The sequence below is a fragment of the Rhodoblastus acidophilus genome (assembly GCF_009720655.1).
Lineage (GTDB): Bacteria > Pseudomonadota > Alphaproteobacteria > Rhizobiales > Beijerinckiaceae > Rhodoblastus > Rhodoblastus acidophilus_A.
Genome location: NZ_WNKS01000010.1, coordinates 21,647 through 38,090, shown reverse-complemented (window position 1 = coordinate 38,090; position 16,444 = coordinate 21,647). Strand labels below are relative to the sequence as shown.

At 62.8% G+C, this 16,444-nt stretch carries 15 protein-coding genes and 3 tRNA genes; all 18 read left to right on the top strand.

Annotation, left to right across the window (positions count from 1 at the left end):
• The first annotated feature begins 35 nt into the window (after positions 1–35).
• The 18 genes from GJ654_RS12100 to nuoF all read left to right on the top strand — a co-directional run bounded on the left by GJ654_RS12100 (position 36) and on the right by nuoF (position 16,438).
• Complete coding sequence (locus GJ654_RS12100) at positions 36–1,601, top strand: NAD(P)H-hydrate dehydratase (RefSeq protein WP_155446417.1); 1,566 nt, start codon at positions 36–38, stop codon at positions 1,599–1,601.
• Between the two features lie 90 nt (positions 1,602–1,691).
• A tRNA-Leu gene (locus GJ654_RS12095) sits at positions 1,692–1,776 on the top strand.
• Between the two features lie 79 nt (positions 1,777–1,855).
• A complete protein-coding gene (gene tig / locus GJ654_RS12090; protein ID WP_155446416.1) occupies positions 1,856–3,205 on the top strand; it encodes a trigger factor in 1,350 nt (449 codons plus the stop codon).
• A gap of 326 nt (positions 3,206–3,531) precedes the next feature.
• Positions 3,532–4,167 (top strand): ATP-dependent Clp protease proteolytic subunit, encoded by a 636-nt coding sequence (locus GJ654_RS12085; RefSeq protein WP_155446415.1) that lies wholly within the window; start codon positions 3,532–3,534, stop codon positions 4,165–4,167.
• Between the two features lie 280 nt (positions 4,168–4,447).
• Positions 4,448–5,713, top strand: a complete 1,266-nt coding sequence (gene clpX, locus GJ654_RS12080) for an ATP-dependent Clp protease ATP-binding subunit ClpX (protein ID WP_155446414.1) — start codon at positions 4,448–4,450, stop codon at positions 5,711–5,713.
• Positions 5,714–5,959: 246 nt separating this feature from the next.
• A complete protein-coding gene (gene lon / locus GJ654_RS12075) occupies positions 5,960–8,386 on the top strand; it encodes an endopeptidase La (protein WP_155446413.1) in 2,427 nt (808 codons plus the stop codon).
• A gap of 300 nt (positions 8,387–8,686) precedes the next feature.
• A complete protein-coding gene (locus GJ654_RS12070; RefSeq protein WP_155446412.1) occupies positions 8,687–8,965 on the top strand; it encodes an HU family DNA-binding protein in 279 nt (92 codons plus the stop codon).
• 176 nt (positions 8,966–9,141) lie between these two features.
• Positions 9,142–9,217: transfer RNA gene (locus GJ654_RS12065), tRNA-Val, on the top strand.
• A 46-nt stretch (positions 9,218–9,263) separates the two neighbouring features.
• Entirely contained in the window at positions 9,264–9,932 is a 669-nt protein-coding gene (locus GJ654_RS12060; RefSeq protein ID WP_155446411.1) for a hypothetical protein, read from the top strand.
• Between the two features lie 484 nt (positions 9,933–10,416).
• Positions 10,417–10,493 (top strand) — tRNA-Asp (locus GJ654_RS12055).
• A gap of 308 nt (positions 10,494–10,801) precedes the next feature.
• Positions 10,802–11,164 (top strand): NADH-quinone oxidoreductase subunit A, encoded by a 363-nt coding sequence (locus GJ654_RS12050; RefSeq protein ID WP_155446410.1) that lies wholly within the window; start codon positions 10,802–10,804, stop codon positions 11,162–11,164.
• Positions 11,155–11,739 carry a NuoB/complex I 20 kDa subunit family protein gene (locus tag GJ654_RS12045; protein ID WP_155446409.1) on the top strand — a complete coding sequence of 195 codons (585 nt, stop codon included), beginning with the start codon at positions 11,155–11,157 and terminating at the stop codon, positions 11,737–11,739. Before GJ654_RS12050 ends, GJ654_RS12045 begins: the two co-directional genes overlap by 10 nt.
• Positions 11,740–11,878: 139 nt before the next feature.
• Entirely contained in the window at positions 11,879–12,520 is a 642-nt protein-coding gene (locus GJ654_RS12040; RefSeq protein WP_155446408.1) for an NADH-quinone oxidoreductase subunit C, read from the top strand.
• Entirely contained in the window at positions 12,520–13,056 is a 537-nt protein-coding gene (locus GJ654_RS12035; protein ID WP_155446407.1) for a DUF2059 domain-containing protein, read from the top strand. Before GJ654_RS12040 ends, GJ654_RS12035 begins: the two co-directional genes overlap by 1 nt.
• Positions 13,057–13,064: 8 nt before the next feature.
• The gene (locus GJ654_RS12030; RefSeq protein ID WP_155446406.1) at positions 13,065–14,255 is read left to right on the top strand and encodes an NADH-quinone oxidoreductase subunit D; all 1,191 of its coding nucleotides are present in this window, start codon (positions 13,065–13,067) and stop codon (positions 14,253–14,255) included.
• Positions 14,252–14,461, top strand: a complete 210-nt coding sequence (locus GJ654_RS12025) for a hypothetical protein (protein ID WP_155446405.1) — start codon at positions 14,252–14,254, stop codon at positions 14,459–14,461. Before GJ654_RS12030 ends, GJ654_RS12025 begins: the two co-directional genes overlap by 4 nt.
• Entirely contained in the window at positions 14,458–15,126 is a 669-nt protein-coding gene (gene nuoE, locus GJ654_RS12020; RefSeq protein ID WP_155446404.1) for an NADH-quinone oxidoreductase subunit NuoE, read from the top strand. Before GJ654_RS12025 ends, nuoE begins: the two co-directional genes overlap by 4 nt.
• A 10-nt stretch (positions 15,127–15,136) precedes the next feature.
• A complete protein-coding gene (gene nuoF, locus GJ654_RS12015) occupies positions 15,137–16,438 on the top strand; it encodes an NADH-quinone oxidoreductase subunit NuoF (protein WP_155446403.1) in 1,302 nt (433 codons plus the stop codon).
• The last annotated feature ends 6 nt before the right edge of the window (positions 16,439–16,444 follow it).

The window sequence follows — 16,444 nt, the reverse complement described above, 5'->3', positions numbered from 1 at the left end:
TGCATTTCCGTAGGGACGGGCTCAGACTTCGGGCCATGGAAGCCATCGAATTGCTGACGCCCGAGGAAATGGGCCGCGCCGACGCGCTCGCCATCGCCGGCGGAGTTCCCGGCTATGCGCTCATGCTCAAGGCGGGGAAAAACGTCGCCGAGGCCGCGGCCGCCCTGCTGCGCGACAAAGGCAGTCGGCGGGTCGCCGTGTTCTGCGGCCCCGGCAACAATGGCGGCGACGGCTATGTCGCCGCGCGGCTGTTGCGCGAGACCGGCTTTGACGTGGAGGTCGGCGCGCTCGGCGAGCCGCGTTTCCTGCGCGGCGACGCCAAACAGGCTTTTGAGGATTGGGCGGGCGAGACCTGCGCCGCCGAGGAGGTCGATCCGGCGCGGGCGGATGTGGTGATCGACGCGCTGTTCGGCGCCGGCCTTTCGCGGCCGCTCGACGGCCGGGCGTTGGAGCTGGTCGAGCGCCTCAATGCGGCGGGCAAGCCGATTCTCGCGGTCGATGTGCCCTCGGGGCTCGATGGCGCGACCGGCCTCGGTCCAGGCTGCGTCCAGGCGCAAAAAACCGTCACCTTCTTCCGCAAAAAGCCCGGCCATGTGCTGCTGCCGGGCCGTCTCGCCTGCGGCGATCTTTTGGTGACTCAGATCGGCATCGACGCCGGCTTTTTGGCCGACATTGCACCCAAAACATTTGAAAATCTCCCGCCGCTCTGGCTCGGGCTCATGCCGAAGCCGCAGGTCGCGGGGCACAAATATTCGCGCGGGCATCTGCTGGTCGCCTCGGGGCCCATGACCCGCACCGGGGCGGCCCGGCTCGCCGCGCGCGCGGGTCTGCGCGCCGGCGCCGGGCTGGTGACGGTCGTCAGCCCCGCCGACGCCCTCGCCGTCAACGCCGCGCATCTCACCGCGATCATGCTGCGCGCCGCCGATGGCGCGGACCAGTGGCGCGACTTGCTCGCCGACCGTCGCTTTAGCGGCTGCGTGTTCGGGCCGGCTTTCGGCGTCGCCCCGGAAACGGCTGAAATCGCGGCTGTTCTGCTGGCGGCGGCGACGCCGGATCGGCCGCTCGGGCTGGTGCTCGACGCGGACGCGCTCACCGCCTTTTCCGGCGACTGGCGGGCGTTGGCGCGATGCATCACATCGAGCGCCGCGCGCGTCGTCATCACGCCGCACGACGGCGAATTTTATCGTCTTTTCAATGAGCAGGCGGAAAAACCTCAGCCTGCTCAGCCGGATGGGCATGACCTAACGTCATCTCGCAGGACGGAAGCACAACCTGTTGATTGTAGATCGAAATTGGACAAGGCGCGCGTGGCGGCTGAGAGGCTGGGCGCGGTGATCGTGCTGAAAGGCCCCGACACCGTGGTGGCGAGTCCCGACGGCCGCGCCGCGATTGCGGCCAATGCCCCGCCGACGCTGGCGACGGCCGGCTCGGGCGACGTGCTCGCGGGGATCATCGGCGGCTTGCTGGCGCAGGGAATGCCCGCCTTCGAGGCGGCAGCCTGCGCGGTGTGGCTGCACGGCGAGGCGGCGAACGCCTTTGGGCGGGGCCTGATCGCCGAGGATTTGTCCGAGATGCTGCCGAGGGTGCTGGCGCATCTTTGACATTCTTGTGGGCGAGAGAGCGCGATTCCGCCATTTTTTTGCTGCGTGCGCCTTCGCCCGTTGCTATAGAGCGCCCCTTGCACACAGCGCGCGGGCGTGGCGGAACTGGTAGACGCGCCGGATTTAGGTTCCGGTGGCGAAAGTCTTGGGGGTTCGAGTCCCTCCGCCCGCACCACTGCGCCGGGTTGAATCAAACCCGTGTTCCCAGGTTTCGATGGTCCGGGCCAGCCCGGCAGTAAAAAAGGTTTTGTCAGATGCAGGCTACGGAAACGCTTTCGCAGGGGCTGAAGCGCGAATATCAGGTGGTTCTCCCCGCGGGCGAACTGGCCGAAAAGCTCGATGCGCAGATCGCGTCCATGAAGGACAAGGTCCAGATCAAGGGTTTTCGTCCCGGAAAGGTCCCGGTCGGCCACCTCAAGCGCGTCTATGGCAAGTCCATCATGGGCGACGTCGTCCAGGAGGCGGTGAACGCCGCCCAGCAGAAAATCCTCGACGACAACAAGCTGCGCCTCGCCGCCGCGCCGAAATTCAACTTTCCCGAAGACAAGGGCGAGATGGAAAAGGTTTTGGAAGCCAGCGGCGACCTCACCTTCTCCATCGCCTTCGAGGTGCTGCCGACCTTTGAGGTCGGCTCTTTCGACGACATCGAGGTCGAGCGCCTGGTCGCCGAAGTTTCCGACGGCGAGATCGAGGACGCCATCAAGCGGCTGGTCGATCGCAACCGCGTTTACACTGCCCGTGAAGAAGGCGCCGCCGCCGAAAATGGCGACAAGCTGACCATCGATTTCGTCGGCAAAATCGGCGACGAGGCTTTTGAAGGCGGCGCGGCGCAGGGCGTCGATCTCGTGCTCGGCTCCGGCTCGTTCATCCCGGGTTTCGAGGACCAGCTGATCGGCGCCAAGGCCGGCGAGGATCGCACGGTCAACGTCACCTTCCCCGAGGACTATTCGGCGGCGAATCTCGCTGGCAAGGACGCCGTGTTCGACGTCAAGGTGACGGCGGTGGCGGCGCCCGGCGAACAGGCCGTTGACGACGAATTCGCCAAGGGATTCGGCTTCGAAGGCGCCGAAAAGCTGCGCGAGGCCATTGCCGAGCGCCTCAAGGGCGATCACGACAAGGCGTCGCGCGAAAAGCTGAAGCGCACCCTGCTCGATGCGCTCGACAAGCGCTATGCCTTCGATTTGCCGGAGGAACTGGTCAGCCACGAGTTCGACGGCATCTGGAACCAGCTCCTGGCCGAGCAGCGCTCGACCGGCAAGTCTTTTGAGGACGCCGGCACGACCGAGGAGGCGCAACGCGCCGATTACCGCCGCATCGCCGAGCGCCGCGTGCGTCTCGGTCTCGTGGTCGCCGAAGTCGGCGAGAGCGCCGGCGTCAAGGTGACCGACGACGAGGTGACGCGCGGCATTGTCGATCAGGCCCGCCAGTTCCCCGGCCAGGAAAAGCTTTTGTGGGAATACTACCAGAAGAACCCGCAGGCGCTCGCGCAGATTCGCGCGCCAATTTTTGAAGAGAAGGTCATCGACCACATTCTTGGGCAGGCCAAGGTCATGGACAAGACCGTGTCCAAGGAAGAATTGTTCAAGCCGCAGGACGATGAATGAGCTTGAGCTGAAGTCCAGCTCCGGAACGACGCGCCCGCGCCCCCGCGCGGGCGCGTCTCTTTTTGGCACTCCGCAGCGTCAGCGCAAAGTGCTGCAAGCCTTCGGAATCTTTAGGGTTTATTCAGTCGCGGGCGGCTAGAGTTCCCGGATATTTTCGTCGACCCCGGCCTTGGCGTCGGGGGGAGACGCAAACCGGCCCCGGATTTGCATGACGGTTTCATGCAACCAGCACGGCCATTGCCACGGGCCGAAAGCACATTATGTTGGCAGATATAGGAATGCGGTCGAAGCCCAAGGCGCGGCCGTCAAGGTTCAAGGGATGATCCATGCGCGATCCGATCGAAGTGTATAACCAGTATCTCATTCCGCAGGTCATCGAGAACACGCCGCGCGGCGAGCGTGGGTTTGACATCTATTCCCGTCTGTTGCGCGAACGCATCGTCTTCCTCACCGGCCCGGTCGAGGATGGCATGGCTTCGGTGATCATCGCCCAGTTGCTGTTCCTGGAAGCGGAGAATCCCAAGAAGGAAATCTCCATGTACATCAACTCGCCGGGCGGCGTGGTGACGGCGGGCATGGCGATTTACGACACGATGCAGTTCATCAAGCCCAAGGTATCCACCCTCTGTGTGGGCCAGGCGGCGTCGATGGGCTCGCTGCTGCTGTGTGGCGGCGAGGCCGGCATGCGCTTCGCCCTGCCGAACGCGCGAATCATGGTTCACCAGCCCTCTGGCGGCTTCCAGGGGCAGGCTTCGGATATCCTTCGCCATGCTGAAGACATAATGAAGGTGAAGAAGCGGTTGAATGATGTTTATGTGAAGCATACCGGTCAGGACTACGACACGATCGAGCGCACGCTCGACCGCGACCATTTCATGTCCTCCGACGAGGCCAAGGATTTCGGCCTGATCGACAATGTTCTGAGCAAGCGTCCGGACGACAAGACCGACGAGAAGAAGTGAACCGCGCCTATTCCCAAAAAGCGGTTCCGGTTTTTGGACACGAATATGCGTAGCTGAATGAGCCGGGCGCCCGCGGCCGGTCTTCCTGAAACGCCGTGAATTCGGCACAGCTTGTCATTGGCGTCGAACGGCTTAAACTGGCCGGTCGACGCGAATGAACCGGGAGCGTCGAGGGGCGCGCTGATCGTCGGTCCGGCGGCGGAGTTTTGGGGCGCGGCCTGGCCGCAGGAGCCCAGAGAAGCGGCAGGCCGGTTTCGAACCGGCGGCTAAGGAGAGATTTATGAGCAAGGTTGGCGCCAGCGACTCCAAGAACACGCTGTATTGTTCCTTCTGCGGCAAGAGCCAGCACGAAGTGCGCAAGCTGATCGCAGGGCCGACGGTGTTCATCTGCGACGAATGCGTCGAACTGTGCATGGATATCATTCGCGAGGAGAACAAGTCCGCGCTGGTGAAAACGCGCGACGGCATTCCCACGCCGAAGGAAATCTGCAAGGTCCTCGACGATTACGTGATCGGCCAGTTCTCGGCCAAGCGCGTGCTGTCGGTGGCCGTGCACAACCATTACAAGCGGCTGAACCACGCGACCAAGCATTCGGATGTCGAACTGGCCAAGTCGAACATCCTGCTGGTGGGCCCCACGGGTTCGGGCAAGACGCTGCTGGCGCAGACTCTGGCGCGCATCCTCGACGTGCCCTTCACCATGGCGGACGCCACCACGCTCACCGAAGCCGGCTATGTCGGCGAGGACGTGGAAAACATCATCCTCAAGCTGTTGCAGGCGTCGGACTACAATGTCGAGCGCGCCCAGCGCGGCATCGTCTATATCGACGAAATCGACAAAATTTCCCGCAAGTCCGACAATCCCTCGATCACCCGCGACGTCTCGGGCGAGGGCGTGCAGCAGGCCCTGCTGAAGATCATGGAAGGCACGGTGGCTTCCGTCCCGCCCCAGGGCGGCCGCAAGCACCCGCAGCAGGAATTCCTGCAGGTGGACACGACCAACATCCTGTTCATCTGCGGCGGCGCCTTCGCCGGCCTGGACAAGATCATCTCGAATCGCGGCAACAAGACCTCCATCGGTTTTTCGGCCAATGTCGAAGGCCCGGATGAGCGCCGCAGCGGCGAGATTTTCAGGCAGGTTGAGCCGGAAGATTTGCTCAAGTTCGGCCTGATCCCCGAATTCGTCGGCCGTCTGCCGGTGATCGCCACTTTGGAAGACCTCGACGAGGAGGCGCTGAAACGCATCCTTACCGAACCGAAGAATGCTCTGGTCAAGCAGTACCAGCGGCTGTTCGAGATGGAGAATGTCGAGCTGTCGTTCCAGGACGAGGCGCTCAACGTCATCTCGCGCAAGGCGATCGATCGGAAGACCGGCGCGCGCGGGTTGCGCTCGATCATGGAAGGCATCCTGCTCGACACCATGTTCGATCTGCCTGGGCTCGAGGGCGTCGAGCAGGTGGTGATCGGCCCCGAAGTGGTCGATGGCAAGGCGAAGCCGCTCTACATCTATGCGGAGCGCGCCGAAAAGACCGGCGCCAGCGCATAAGTCCAATGGCCTGGGCGCAAAGTCCAGGCCATGGACGAAAGCAGGGGCGAACTTGAAACTGGGGCGGAGACGCCCCATTTCCGTCGGTAAGCCCAACGCCCCCGAGGCCTAGAACCGGATCGGACGGCGCACGGAAGGCGGTTCGGCGCTCGCGAGGAGGCCGCTCCGGTCCAGTCCGTGGGCGGCCCGGACCTTGCAACGGTAAGACGACCAAGGTCAGGTCCGCCGTGACCAAAGGATGAAGAGATGACCACCACAAAGCGCGAACTGCCCCCCGCCGGCGTAACCGAGATGTTTCCGGTTCTGCCGCTGCGCGACATCGTCGTCTTCCCGCACATGATCGTGCCGCTGTTCGTCGGCCGCGAAAAGAGCATTCGCGCGCTTGAAGAGGTGATGAAGGCCGACAAGCACATCCTGCTCGCCACCCAGATGAACGCGGCGGACGACGATCCCAAGCCGGAAGCGGTGTTTTCGGCCGGCGTGCTCGCCAGCGTGCTGCAATTGCTGAAACTGCCCGACGGCACCGTGAAGGTGCTGGTCGAGGGCGTGGCGCGCGCGAAAGTCGGCAAGTACGTCCGCACCGACGAATTCTACGAGGCCGAGGCGACCGTCACCCCCGAGGACAAGGTCGACGTGGTCGAGGCGGAAGCGCTGGCGCGCTCCGTGGCCTCCGAGTTCGAGGGCTACGTCAAGCTGAACAAGAAGGTCTCGCCGGAAGTGGTTTCGGCCGTGGCGCAGATCGACGATCCCAGCAAGCTGGCCGACACCGTTGCCTCGCATCTGTCGGTGAAGATCGGCGACCGCCAGGCCGTGCTGGAGATGACCTCGGTCGTCAAGCGGCTGGAAAAATGCCTTGCGCTGATGGAAAGCGAAATCTCGGTCCTTCAGGTCGAGAAGCGCATCCGCACGCGCGTAAAACGGCAGATGGAGAAGACCCAGCGCGAATATTATCTGAATGAGCAGATGAAGGCCATTCAGAAGGAGCTGGGCGACGAGGACGGCAAGGACGACCTCTACGAACTCGAAGAGAAAATCAAGCGCACCAAGCTGTCGAAGGAGGCCCGCGACAAGGCCACCGCCGAGCTGAAGAAATTGCGGCAGATGTCGCCGATGTCAGCGGAAGCGACCGTTGTGCGCAACTATCTCGACTGGCTGCTGTCGATCCCGTGGGGCAAGAAATCCAAGATCAAGAAGGACTTGGCTTCGGCCCAGGATCTTTTGGACGCCGAACACTACGGCCTGGACAAGGTCAAGGAGCGCATTGTCGAATATTTGGCGGTGCAGAGCCGCGCCAATAAACTGACGGGACCGATCCTGTGCCTCGTCGGGCCTCCCGGTGTGGGTAAAACCTCGTTGGGCAAGTCGATCGCCAAGGCGACCGGACGCGAGTTCGTGCGCATGTCGCTCGGCGGCGTGCGCGACGAGGCCGAGATTCGCGGTCACCGCCGCACCTATATCGGCTCGATGCCCGGCAAGCTGATCCAGTCGATGCGTAAGGCCAAGACCAACAATCCGTTGTTCCTGCTCGACGAAATCGACAAGATGGGCATGGATTTCCGCGGCGACCCGTCCTCGGCCCTGCTGGAGGTGCTGGACCCCGAGCAGAACGCCACGTTCAACGACCATTACCTGGAGGTCGACTACGACCTGTCCAACGTGATGTTCGTGACCACGGCGAACACGCTCAACATCCCGGCGCCGCTGATGGACCGCATGGAGATCATCCGCATCGCCGGCTACACCGAGGACGAGAAGGCGGTGATCGCGCGCAAGCATCTGATCCCCGCCGCCACGGCCAAGCATGGCCTGGGCGCCGACGAGTGGATTCTCGAGGACGCCGCTCTGATCAAGGTGATCCGGCGCTATACGCGTGAAGCCGGCGTGCGCAACCTTGAGCGCGAGATCTCAAATCTCGCTCGCAAGGCGGTGAAGGACATTTTGCTGTCCAAGCCGAAGAAGGACCGCATCGTCTTCACCGAGGAGAACATCGAGACCTATCTCGGCGTGCCCCGCTATCGCTACGGCGAGGCGGAGTCCGAGGACCAGATCGGCGTGGTCACGGGCCTCGCCTGGACGGAAGTCGGCGGCGAATTGCTGACCATCGAAGGCGTGATGATGCCCGGCAAGGGCCGCATGACCGTCACCGGCAATTTGCGCGACGTGATGAAGGAATCGATTTCCGCCGCGGCGTCCTACGTGCGCTCGCGCGCCATCGATTACGGCATCGAGCCGCCGGTCTTCGAAAAACGCGACATCCACGTGCACGTGCCGGAAGGCGCGACGCCCAAGGATGGTCCGTCGGCGGGCGTGGCCATGGCCACGGCCATCGTGTCGATCATGACCGGCATTCCCGTGCGCCGCGACATCGCCATGACCGGCGAGGTCACGCTTCGCGGCCGGGTGCTCCCCATCGGCGGCCTCAAGGAGAAGCTGCTGGCGGCGCTGCGCGGCGGGCTGAAGAAAGTTCTGATTCCCGAAGACAACGCCAAGGATTTGGTCGACATTCCGGATTCCGTGAAGAACAACCTCGAGATCGTTCCGGTCTCGCGCATGGAGGAGGTGCTGAAGCACGCTCTGCTGCGCATGCCCGTGCCGATCTCCTGGGAGGAGGGCGCGGTCAAGGCGGACGGCCAGGACCGCGAGGAAGACGGGGTCGGCGTGGTCGCGCACTGAGACAACGCAAGGATTTCCTGCGGGAAGCGGGGGCCGGGGCCATTTTGGCTCCGGCCCTTCGTCTTTGCGAAGGCCGAGGGCGTAAAAAGCCCGATTTTGCTGGGATTTTTTGGCGATTCTCCCGCCCGGTCCCTTGCCTTGGCCCGGATTCGCATCAAAAGTAGCGCCATCGTCCGGTTACGATTCGAGCAGCGCCGAGCGGCGCGCTTTTCGTGGCGGCGATCAAGCTTCCATCCGGACAGCGGCCCGGGAAAAACAAAGGTTGCGTCTGAGCGCGCGCAGCAGAGACAGGAGTTTCATATGACCAACAAAGCCGAATTGATCGACGTGGTGGCGGAAGCGACGGAATCCTCGAAGGCCGCCGCGGGCGCCGCCCTCGACGCCGTGATCGACGCGATCTCGCAGGCGCTTAAGAACGGCGAGGAAGTTCGCCTCGTCGGTTTCGGCACCTTCTCGGTCAAGGAGCGCGCCGCCGGCAAGGGCCGCAATCCCGCGACCGGCGAGGAGATCAAGATCCCCGCTTCCAAGAGCGTGCGCTTCAAGCCCGGCGCCCAGCTGAAGACCCTGGTCAACAAGTAAGTCAACCGCGCTGTCGGAATGCGAGCCTGGCGAATCTTGATTCGCCAGGTTTTGTTTGTTTGGGCCTGGCGACGCCGTTCGTCAGGTTTTAATCTCTTTGTCCGAAAGTCTTGTCAGGGCGCGTTGCGCGTCCTAAAGCGTTTTGAGCGCCTTCGCCTCGATCGCGATGGCGCGAAGGGCGGTTAGCTCAGTTGGTAGAGCATCTCGTTTACACCGAGAGGGTCGGCGGTTCGAGACCGTCACCGCCCACCATTTCTGGAGAGTCCCCGTGTCGAACGTTTTGGGCGGAGTTGCGCGCATGCTGTCTCGATCTCTCGGCCTCATTTCGCTCGGGGCGCTCGCCGCCGGCGCGCTGGTCGCGACGCAGGCGCAGGCCATGACGTTCCGCCTCGAATCGCTCGGGGGCGCCTGCCGGGGCGGCTGTCCCATGGCTATTGTCGCCGAAGGACAGATCACCAATTCCACGCCCCACGATTTCCTGGCCTTTCTGCGCGAGAACGGGGCGAATCGCGATTTGCGGACGGTGGTGTTCCTGAATTCCGAAGGTGGCTATGTCGTCGCCTCGATGGAGCTGGGGCAGATTTTCCGCCGAATCGGCGCGGCCACCGTGGTGGCGCGGCTGGCGCCGTCCGCGGGGCGGGGAGGGCGCTTCCTGTCCGCTCATTGCCTGTCGGCTTGCGTCTATGCCTTCATGGGCGGCCGCAAGCGCGTGGCGCCGCAGGGCAGCTCGCTGGGCATCCATCGCATGTTCGCCAACCAGGTCACGGACGCCGGCGCCTTTGGCGACGGAGCGGTGGTGCGCCGTTACGACAACGGCTCGATGGCCGCGCATCTGATGGCCTATAGCGTCCGCATGGGCGTTTCCAGCGATTTGATCCGCACCGCCGAGCATATTTCGTCGTCGACGCTGCACATGGTGACCCCGTCGGAAATGACCCGCTGGAGACTGGCGAGCCGGGTTTTCTGACGGTCCTTCTTCCTCGCGGCTCCGCCGTTCACGGCTGCGGTTGACAGTTCGGTTCACCGCGGCGCTCTGTCGTCACGACCGGGCTTGTCCGGCCATCCAAGCGGCTCCGCAACGCGAACTGTTGCAGCATGTCTTGGCGGCTCGGCGTGGATACCCGCGACAAGCCCGGGCATGACGAGCCTGGATCGACAGCGCGCCCTTTCCCTCGCCGCCTGAGCGGACGCGTTGGTCCCGACGCCGGCCGTGTTTTTCGATTCCCTCTCGCAAATCCGTCTGATTCTGGCCTTCTTGATGCGCTGGAGCGTCAGGAAGGGCGCATCACCCCGGCCATCCCGCCGCTTCTGGACAGACGGGCGCCGCGCTTTCCCTAGTTATTTCACAAACCATCAAAAACTCGTCACAAGGGCGCTTGACTTGAATCGCGCCCTGCCTTACTTCGCACCCATCCGCACGACGCAAGTCACTGACGAAGCGCCGGAGACGCGGGGGAGTAGCTCAGTTGGTTAGAGCGCCGGCCTGTCACGCCGGAGGTCGCGGGTTCGAGCCCCGTCTCTCTCGCCATTTCGCAATGGCGACCCCATATCACGCGCATCGGCAAATCGTCGCAAGGTTTTCGTGCGCGTGCGCAGCGCTAGCTCCTTGAAATTTATTAGCATTCCAACGGTTTCATGCCGGTGGCGTCCCACGCGAACCCGTCCTTAGTCCTAGACGCGTGTTTCGACCTTGCGCGTATTGTCGCACTAAGATACGGAACGAGGCCAAAGAGGCGGCGGTGGCAGGGCTCTTGCTACTGAGCTACTGTCGCCGGAACGCCTTCCCGAACGCCGTCAGGTTTCGGGAGGCGCCAAAAATCGGCGGGAGGACAAAACATGTCGGTTCTCAACGATTATCTGCCGCTGGTGATCTTCATCGCCATCGCGACAGTGCTTTCGGGGGCGTTGCTCGTCGCGCCCTTCATCATTGCCTTCAAGGCGCCCGACGCGGAAAAACTCTCGGCCTACGAGTGCGGCTTCAACGCCTTCGACGACGCCCGCATGAAGTTCGACGTGCGCTTCTACCTCGTGTCGCTGCTGTTCATCATCTTCGATCTGGAAGTCGCCTTCCTGTTCCCCTGGGCCGTCGCTTTCCGTTCGATCGGCGTGTTCGGCTTCTGGTCGATGATGCTGTTCCTCGGCGTGCTCACCGTCGGCTTTGTCTACGAATGGAAAAAGGGAGCCCTTGAATGGGACTGACGCGCGAAACGCAGCCGACCCTGATCGCGCCCGCGCCACGCGGTATCCTCGATCCCCGCACCGGCAAGCCGATCGGCGCCGACGACCCCACATTTCTGGCCATCAACGACGAACTCGCCGACAAGGGTTTTATCGTCACCGCGACCGACGACCTCATCAACTGGGCGCGCACGGGCTCGCTGATGTGGATGACTTTTGGCCTGGCCTGCTGCGCCGTCGAAATGATGCATGTCGCCATGCCACGCTATGACGTGGAGCGCTACGGCTTCGCGCCACGCGCCTCGCCGCGCCAGTCCGACGTGATGATCGTCGCCGGCACGCTCACCAACAAAATGGCCCCGGCGCTGCGCAAGGTCTATGACCAGATGCCGGAGCCGCGCTACGTGATCTCGATGGGCTCCTGCGCCAACGGCGGCGGCTACTACCACTATTCCTATTCGGTGGTGCGCGGCTGCGATCGCATCGTGCCCGTCGACATTTACGTGCCCGGCTGTCCGCCTTCGGCGGAAGCGCTGCTCTACGGCATCATGCTGCTCCAGCGCAAAATCCGCCGCACCGGCACGATCGAACGCTAGAGTTTTTTCACGCTTCATGGAAACATGAAAAAGCTCTAGATTCTTGTTTTGACGCATTTTCTTCACGCGAACCGGCATCCACTTCGCTTGAAAATGCTCTAAACCCAGATTCCGCCCGTTGCGGGCGAGGGAATTCGAGATGACGGACGCCACACATCCGGTCGAACATACCCACGCGGAGATTTTGCGCGGGCAATTGCGGGCGATCCGCGAAAAAGTCGAGGCGGGCCTGGGCGGCGCTTTCCTGTCCGCCGAGCTGGCCTTTGACGAGCTGAGCGTGACCGTCGATTCGGGCAAGTGGATCGAATCGCTCACCTTTTTGCGCGACAACGGCTTTATCAGCTTCATCGACCTGACAGCAGTGGATTACCCCGCGCGCGAAAAACGGTTCGACGTGGTCGTGCATCTGCTCGATCCCGCCGCCAATCTTCGCGTTCGCGTGAAAACGGCGGCCGATGACATCAATCCGTTGCCTTCGGCGGTCAATGTCTGGCCGGCGGCCAATTGGTACGAGCGCGAAGCCTACGACATGTATGGCGTGCTGTTCTCGGACCATCCTGACCTGCGCCGCATGCTCACCGACTACGGGTTCGACGGGCATCCTCTTCGAAAGGATTTCCCGCTCACCGGCTATGTCGAAGTCCGCTACGACGACGAGCAGAAACGTGTTGTCTACCAGCCGGTGCAGCTCACGCAGGAATTCCGCACCTTCGACTTCCTGTCCCCCTGGGAAGCGACGAAATACGATCTTCCCGGCGACGAGAAGGCGACCAAGGGCTGATGATGCGACGTCCCGCCTCCCTGCTGGTCCTGATGGCGTTGGCTCTTTGCGGGGCGGCGTCGGCTCAGGATTCCGCGCAAGGCTATGCGGGAAAGTTGAAGGCTTATGATCCGCAAGCGGTCGAAGCGGCGCAGGCCTACGCCAAAACCCTCGATCTGCGCGCGCTGGTGACCAAGAGCGCGCCCTTCGCGGCTCAGCAGGTGAACCAGCGGTTGCGCGCCGCCAATCCTGGACTGGGCGAGGACCAGGCCTCCGCCTTCGTCGATCATTTCGTCGAAAAGATGCTGACCCAGGATGTGGACGCTATCGAGCGCGCCTCGGTCCTCACCCTGCTGGAGACGATGGACAAGGATGAGCTTGAGGCGCTGCGCGCCTTCCAGCAGACGCCCATGGGCGCCAAAGTGGTGCGCAAAATGCCGTTGCTGGTGGCGCGTTTGAATGAAAACATGCGCCTGATGAACGATTTTGTCATTCCGCGCGCGCTCGCCGCCGCGCGGGACGAAATGCTGAAAGCCGGCGTCGAAGTGAAAATCTGAGGCGGATGATGACCGAACAGAACATGCGCAATTTCTCGATCAACTTCGGTCCGCAACATCCGGCGGCTCATGGCGTGCTGCGCCTGGTGCTGGAGCTGGACGGCGAAGTGGTCGAACGCGTCGATCCCCATATCGGCCTGCTGCATCGCGGCACGGAAAAGCTGATGGAGACGCGCACCTATTTGCAGAACGTGCCCTATTTCGATCGGCTCGATTATTGCGGGCCCATGTCCCAGGAGCATTCCTTCGTCCTCGCCATCGAGAAGTTGTTGGGCGTCGTGGTTCCGCGCCGCGCGCAATTGATCCGCGTGCTCTATGCGGAAATGACCCGCATCCTCTCGCATATGCTGAACGTCACCACGCAGGCGATGGACGTCGGCGCGCTCACCCCGCCGGTCTGGGGGTTTGAAGAACGCGAAAAGATCATGGTGTTTTATGAGCGCGCCTCCGGCGCCCGCATGCACGCCAATTATTTCCGGCCGGGCGGCGTCGCCAAGGACCTGCCGCCCGCTCTGATCGCCGACATCGGCGCCTGGCTCGATCCGTTCCTGAAACTCATGGACGATCTGGAAGAGCTGTTCGTCGAGAACCGCATTTTCAAGCAGCGCAACGCCGACATTGGCGTGCTCACGGCGGAAGAATGCTGGAAGTGGGGTTTTTCCGGTCCGGTGCTGCGCGGCTGCGGCGTCGCCTGGGACCTGCGCCGCGCGCAGCCCTATGAGTGCTACGAGGAAATGGAATTCGACATTCCGGTCGGCAAGCATGGCGATTGCTACGACCGTCAGGTCGTGCGCCTCGAAGAAATGCGACAATCCGTGCGCATCATGCGCCAATGTGTCGAAAAGCTTTCATTGGCGGAAAATCAGGGGCCGGTGCTCACGCCCGACCACAAGATCACCCCGCCGCGCCGCGCCGCGATGAAACAGTCGATGGAAAGCCTGATCCATCACTTCAAGCTGTTCACCGAAGGTTTTCGGACCCCGGAAGGCGAGGTCTATGTCGCCACCGAAGCGCCGAAAGGCGAGTTCGGCGTCTATCTGGTCTCCGACGGCACCGACAAGCCCTACAAGTGCAAGATTCGCGCGCCGGGCTTCGCTCACCTCCAGGGCATGGACCTGCTGTGCCGCAACCATATGCTCGCCGACGTCTCCGCCATCCTCGGCGCGCAGGACATCGTGTTCGGCGAGGTCGACCGATGACGGTTTTGGAATCGCTGCGCAAGAACGCGCGTTTTCTGATCAGCGGATTGGGGTCCGCGATCCTCGTCCTCGTCCTCTGGCGGGCCGTGAACGGCTCAGCCCTGATCCAGCCGCAATCCGACTTCGGCATTCTCCTCGGCGGTTTGGCCGTCGCGGCTTATGTCGTCATCCAGGACATGCGCGAATCCAATGGAAAGAAATCATGAGCGCCCGCCGTCTCGCCGAGCAGCAGCCTGACAGTTTCGAGTTCACGCCCGAAAACATGGCGTGGCTGGACAAGCAGATCGCCAAATATCCGCAGGGGCGTCAGGCCTCCGCCGTGATCCCGGCCCTGTGGCAGGCTCAAAAACAGCATGATTACTGGCTGCCGCAAAAAGCCATCGAAAAGGTCGCGGACATTTTGGGCATGCCCTACATCCGAGCGCTCGAGGTCGCGACTTTTTATACGATGTTCAACCTGGAGCCGGTCGGTAAATATTTTGTCCAGGTGTGCGGGACCACGCCCTGCATGCTGCGCGGCTCCGACGCGCTGATCAAAGTCTGCGAAGAGCGCATCGGCGAGCAGCGCCATGTCACCGCCGACGGCCTGTTTTCCTGGCTTGAGGTCGAGTGCCTCGGCGCCTGCTGCAACGCGCCCATGGTGCAGATCAACGACGATTATTATGAGGATTTGACCGCCGAATCCTTTTCGAAACTGCTCGACGATCTCGCGGCCGGGCGTCCCACCCATGTCGGACCGCAGAACGGCCGCAACCGTTCGGAGCCGCTGGGCGGGCTGACCGCTCTCACGGAATTCTATGGCGCCGATGGCAAGAGCGGTCCGCTGAGCGACCCCGCCGCCGCCGCGCAGCCGGCCCATCCGGGCAAGTAAGGAGAAGACGATGCTTCAGGACAAGGATCGCATCTTCCAGAACCTTTACGGCTACGGCGACTGGAGCCTCGCCGGCGCGAAGAATCGCGGCGCCTGGGACAACACCAAGGGCCTGCTGGAAAAGGGCAAGGACTGGATCATTTCGGAAATGAAGGCCTCGGGCCTGCGCGGACGTGGCGGCGCCGGCTTTCCGACCGGCCTCAAATGGTCGTTCATGCCCAAGCCCGATCCGGCGCGGCCCTCCTATCTGGTCGTCAACGCCGACGAATCCGAGCCGGGCACCTGCAAGGATCGCGAAATTCTTCGCAACGACCCGCATCTGCTGGTCGAAGGCTGTCTTGTCGCGGGCTTCGCCATGGGGGCTTCCGCCGCCTACATCTATGTGCGCGGCGAGTTCATCTGGGAGCGCGAGCGCCTGCAGGCGGCGGTGGACCAGGCCTATGAAGCCAAGCTGATCGGCAAGGACAATATCCACGGCTATCCCTTTGAAGTGATTGTGCATCACGGCGCCGGCGCCTATATCTGCGGTGAGGAGACCGCGCTGCTGGAGTCGCTTGAAGGCAAGAAAGGCATGCCGCGCCTCAAACCGCCGTTCCCGGCGAATGTCGGGCTCTACGGTTGCCCGACGACGGTCAACAATGTTGAATCCATCGCGGTGGCGCCGACCATTTTGCGGCGGAGCGCGGCGTGGTTCGCGTCGTTTGGCGCGAAAAACAATTCCGGGACCAAACTGTTCAGCATTTCCGGGCACGTCAACAAGCCGTGCAATGTCGAAGAGGCCATGTCGATCCCGTTCCGGGAGCTGATCGAAAAGCACGCGGGCGGCGTGCGCGGCGGCTGGGACAATCTGCTGGCGGTGATCCCCGGCGGCTCCTCGGTGCGCTGCGTGCCGGCGCATCAAATCATCGACACGCCCATGGATTTCGACTCGCTGTCGGCGCTGAAATCCGGCCTCGGCACGGCGGCGGTGATTGTGATGGACAAGAGCACGGACATCATCCGCGCCATCGCCCGTCTCTCGCATTTTTACAAGCATGAGAGCTGCGGGCAGTGCACGCCGTGTCGCGAAGGCACCGGCTGGATGTACCGGATCATGCAACGCATGGTCGAAGGTCGCGCACAAAAGTCGGAAATCGACCTGCTGTTCGATGTGTCGAAGCAGATCGAGGGCCACACGATTTGCGCTCTGGGCGACGCGGCGGCGTGGCCGATCCAGGGCCTCATCACGCATTTCCGCCCCGTGATCGAGGCGCGGATCGATTCTTACACCGCCCGCGCCGACAAGGACGCGGTCAAGGTCGCGGCGCAGTAGGCGCCC

Coding starts and splice junctions, on each gene's coding strand:
- GJ654_RS12100 (WP_155446417.1), top strand. CDS start 36: ATGGAAGCCATCGAATTGCTGACGCCCGAGGAAATGGGCCGCGCCGAC.
- tig (WP_155446416.1), top strand. CDS start 1,856: ATGCAGGCTACGGAAACGCTTTCGCAGGGGCTGAAGCGCGAATATCAG.
- GJ654_RS12085 (WP_155446415.1), top strand. CDS start 3,532: ATGCGCGATCCGATCGAAGTGTATAACCAGTATCTCATTCCGCAGGTC.
- clpX (WP_155446414.1), top strand. CDS start 4,448: ATGAGCAAGGTTGGCGCCAGCGACTCCAAGAACACGCTGTATTGTTCC.
- lon (WP_155446413.1), top strand. CDS start 5,960: ATGACCACCACAAAGCGCGAACTGCCCCCCGCCGGCGTAACCGAGATG.
- GJ654_RS12070 (WP_155446412.1), top strand. CDS start 8,687: ATGACCAACAAAGCCGAATTGATCGACGTGGTGGCGGAAGCGACGGAA.
- GJ654_RS12060 (WP_155446411.1), top strand. CDS start 9,264: ATGCTGTCTCGATCTCTCGGCCTCATTTCGCTCGGGGCGCTCGCCGCC.
- GJ654_RS12050 (WP_155446410.1), top strand. CDS start 10,802: ATGTCGGTTCTCAACGATTATCTGCCGCTGGTGATCTTCATCGCCATC.
- GJ654_RS12045 (WP_155446409.1), top strand. CDS start 11,155: ATGGGACTGACGCGCGAAACGCAGCCGACCCTGATCGCGCCCGCGCCA.
- GJ654_RS12040 (WP_155446408.1), top strand. CDS start 11,879: ATGACGGACGCCACACATCCGGTCGAACATACCCACGCGGAGATTTTG.
- GJ654_RS12035 (WP_155446407.1), top strand. CDS start 12,520: ATGATGCGACGTCCCGCCTCCCTGCTGGTCCTGATGGCGTTGGCTCTT.
- GJ654_RS12030 (WP_155446406.1), top strand. CDS start 13,065: ATGACCGAACAGAACATGCGCAATTTCTCGATCAACTTCGGTCCGCAA.
- GJ654_RS12025 (WP_155446405.1), top strand. CDS start 14,252: ATGACGGTTTTGGAATCGCTGCGCAAGAACGCGCGTTTTCTGATCAGC.
- nuoE (WP_155446404.1), top strand. CDS start 14,458: ATGAGCGCCCGCCGTCTCGCCGAGCAGCAGCCTGACAGTTTCGAGTTC.
- nuoF (WP_155446403.1), top strand. CDS start 15,137: ATGCTTCAGGACAAGGATCGCATCTTCCAGAACCTTTACGGCTACGGC.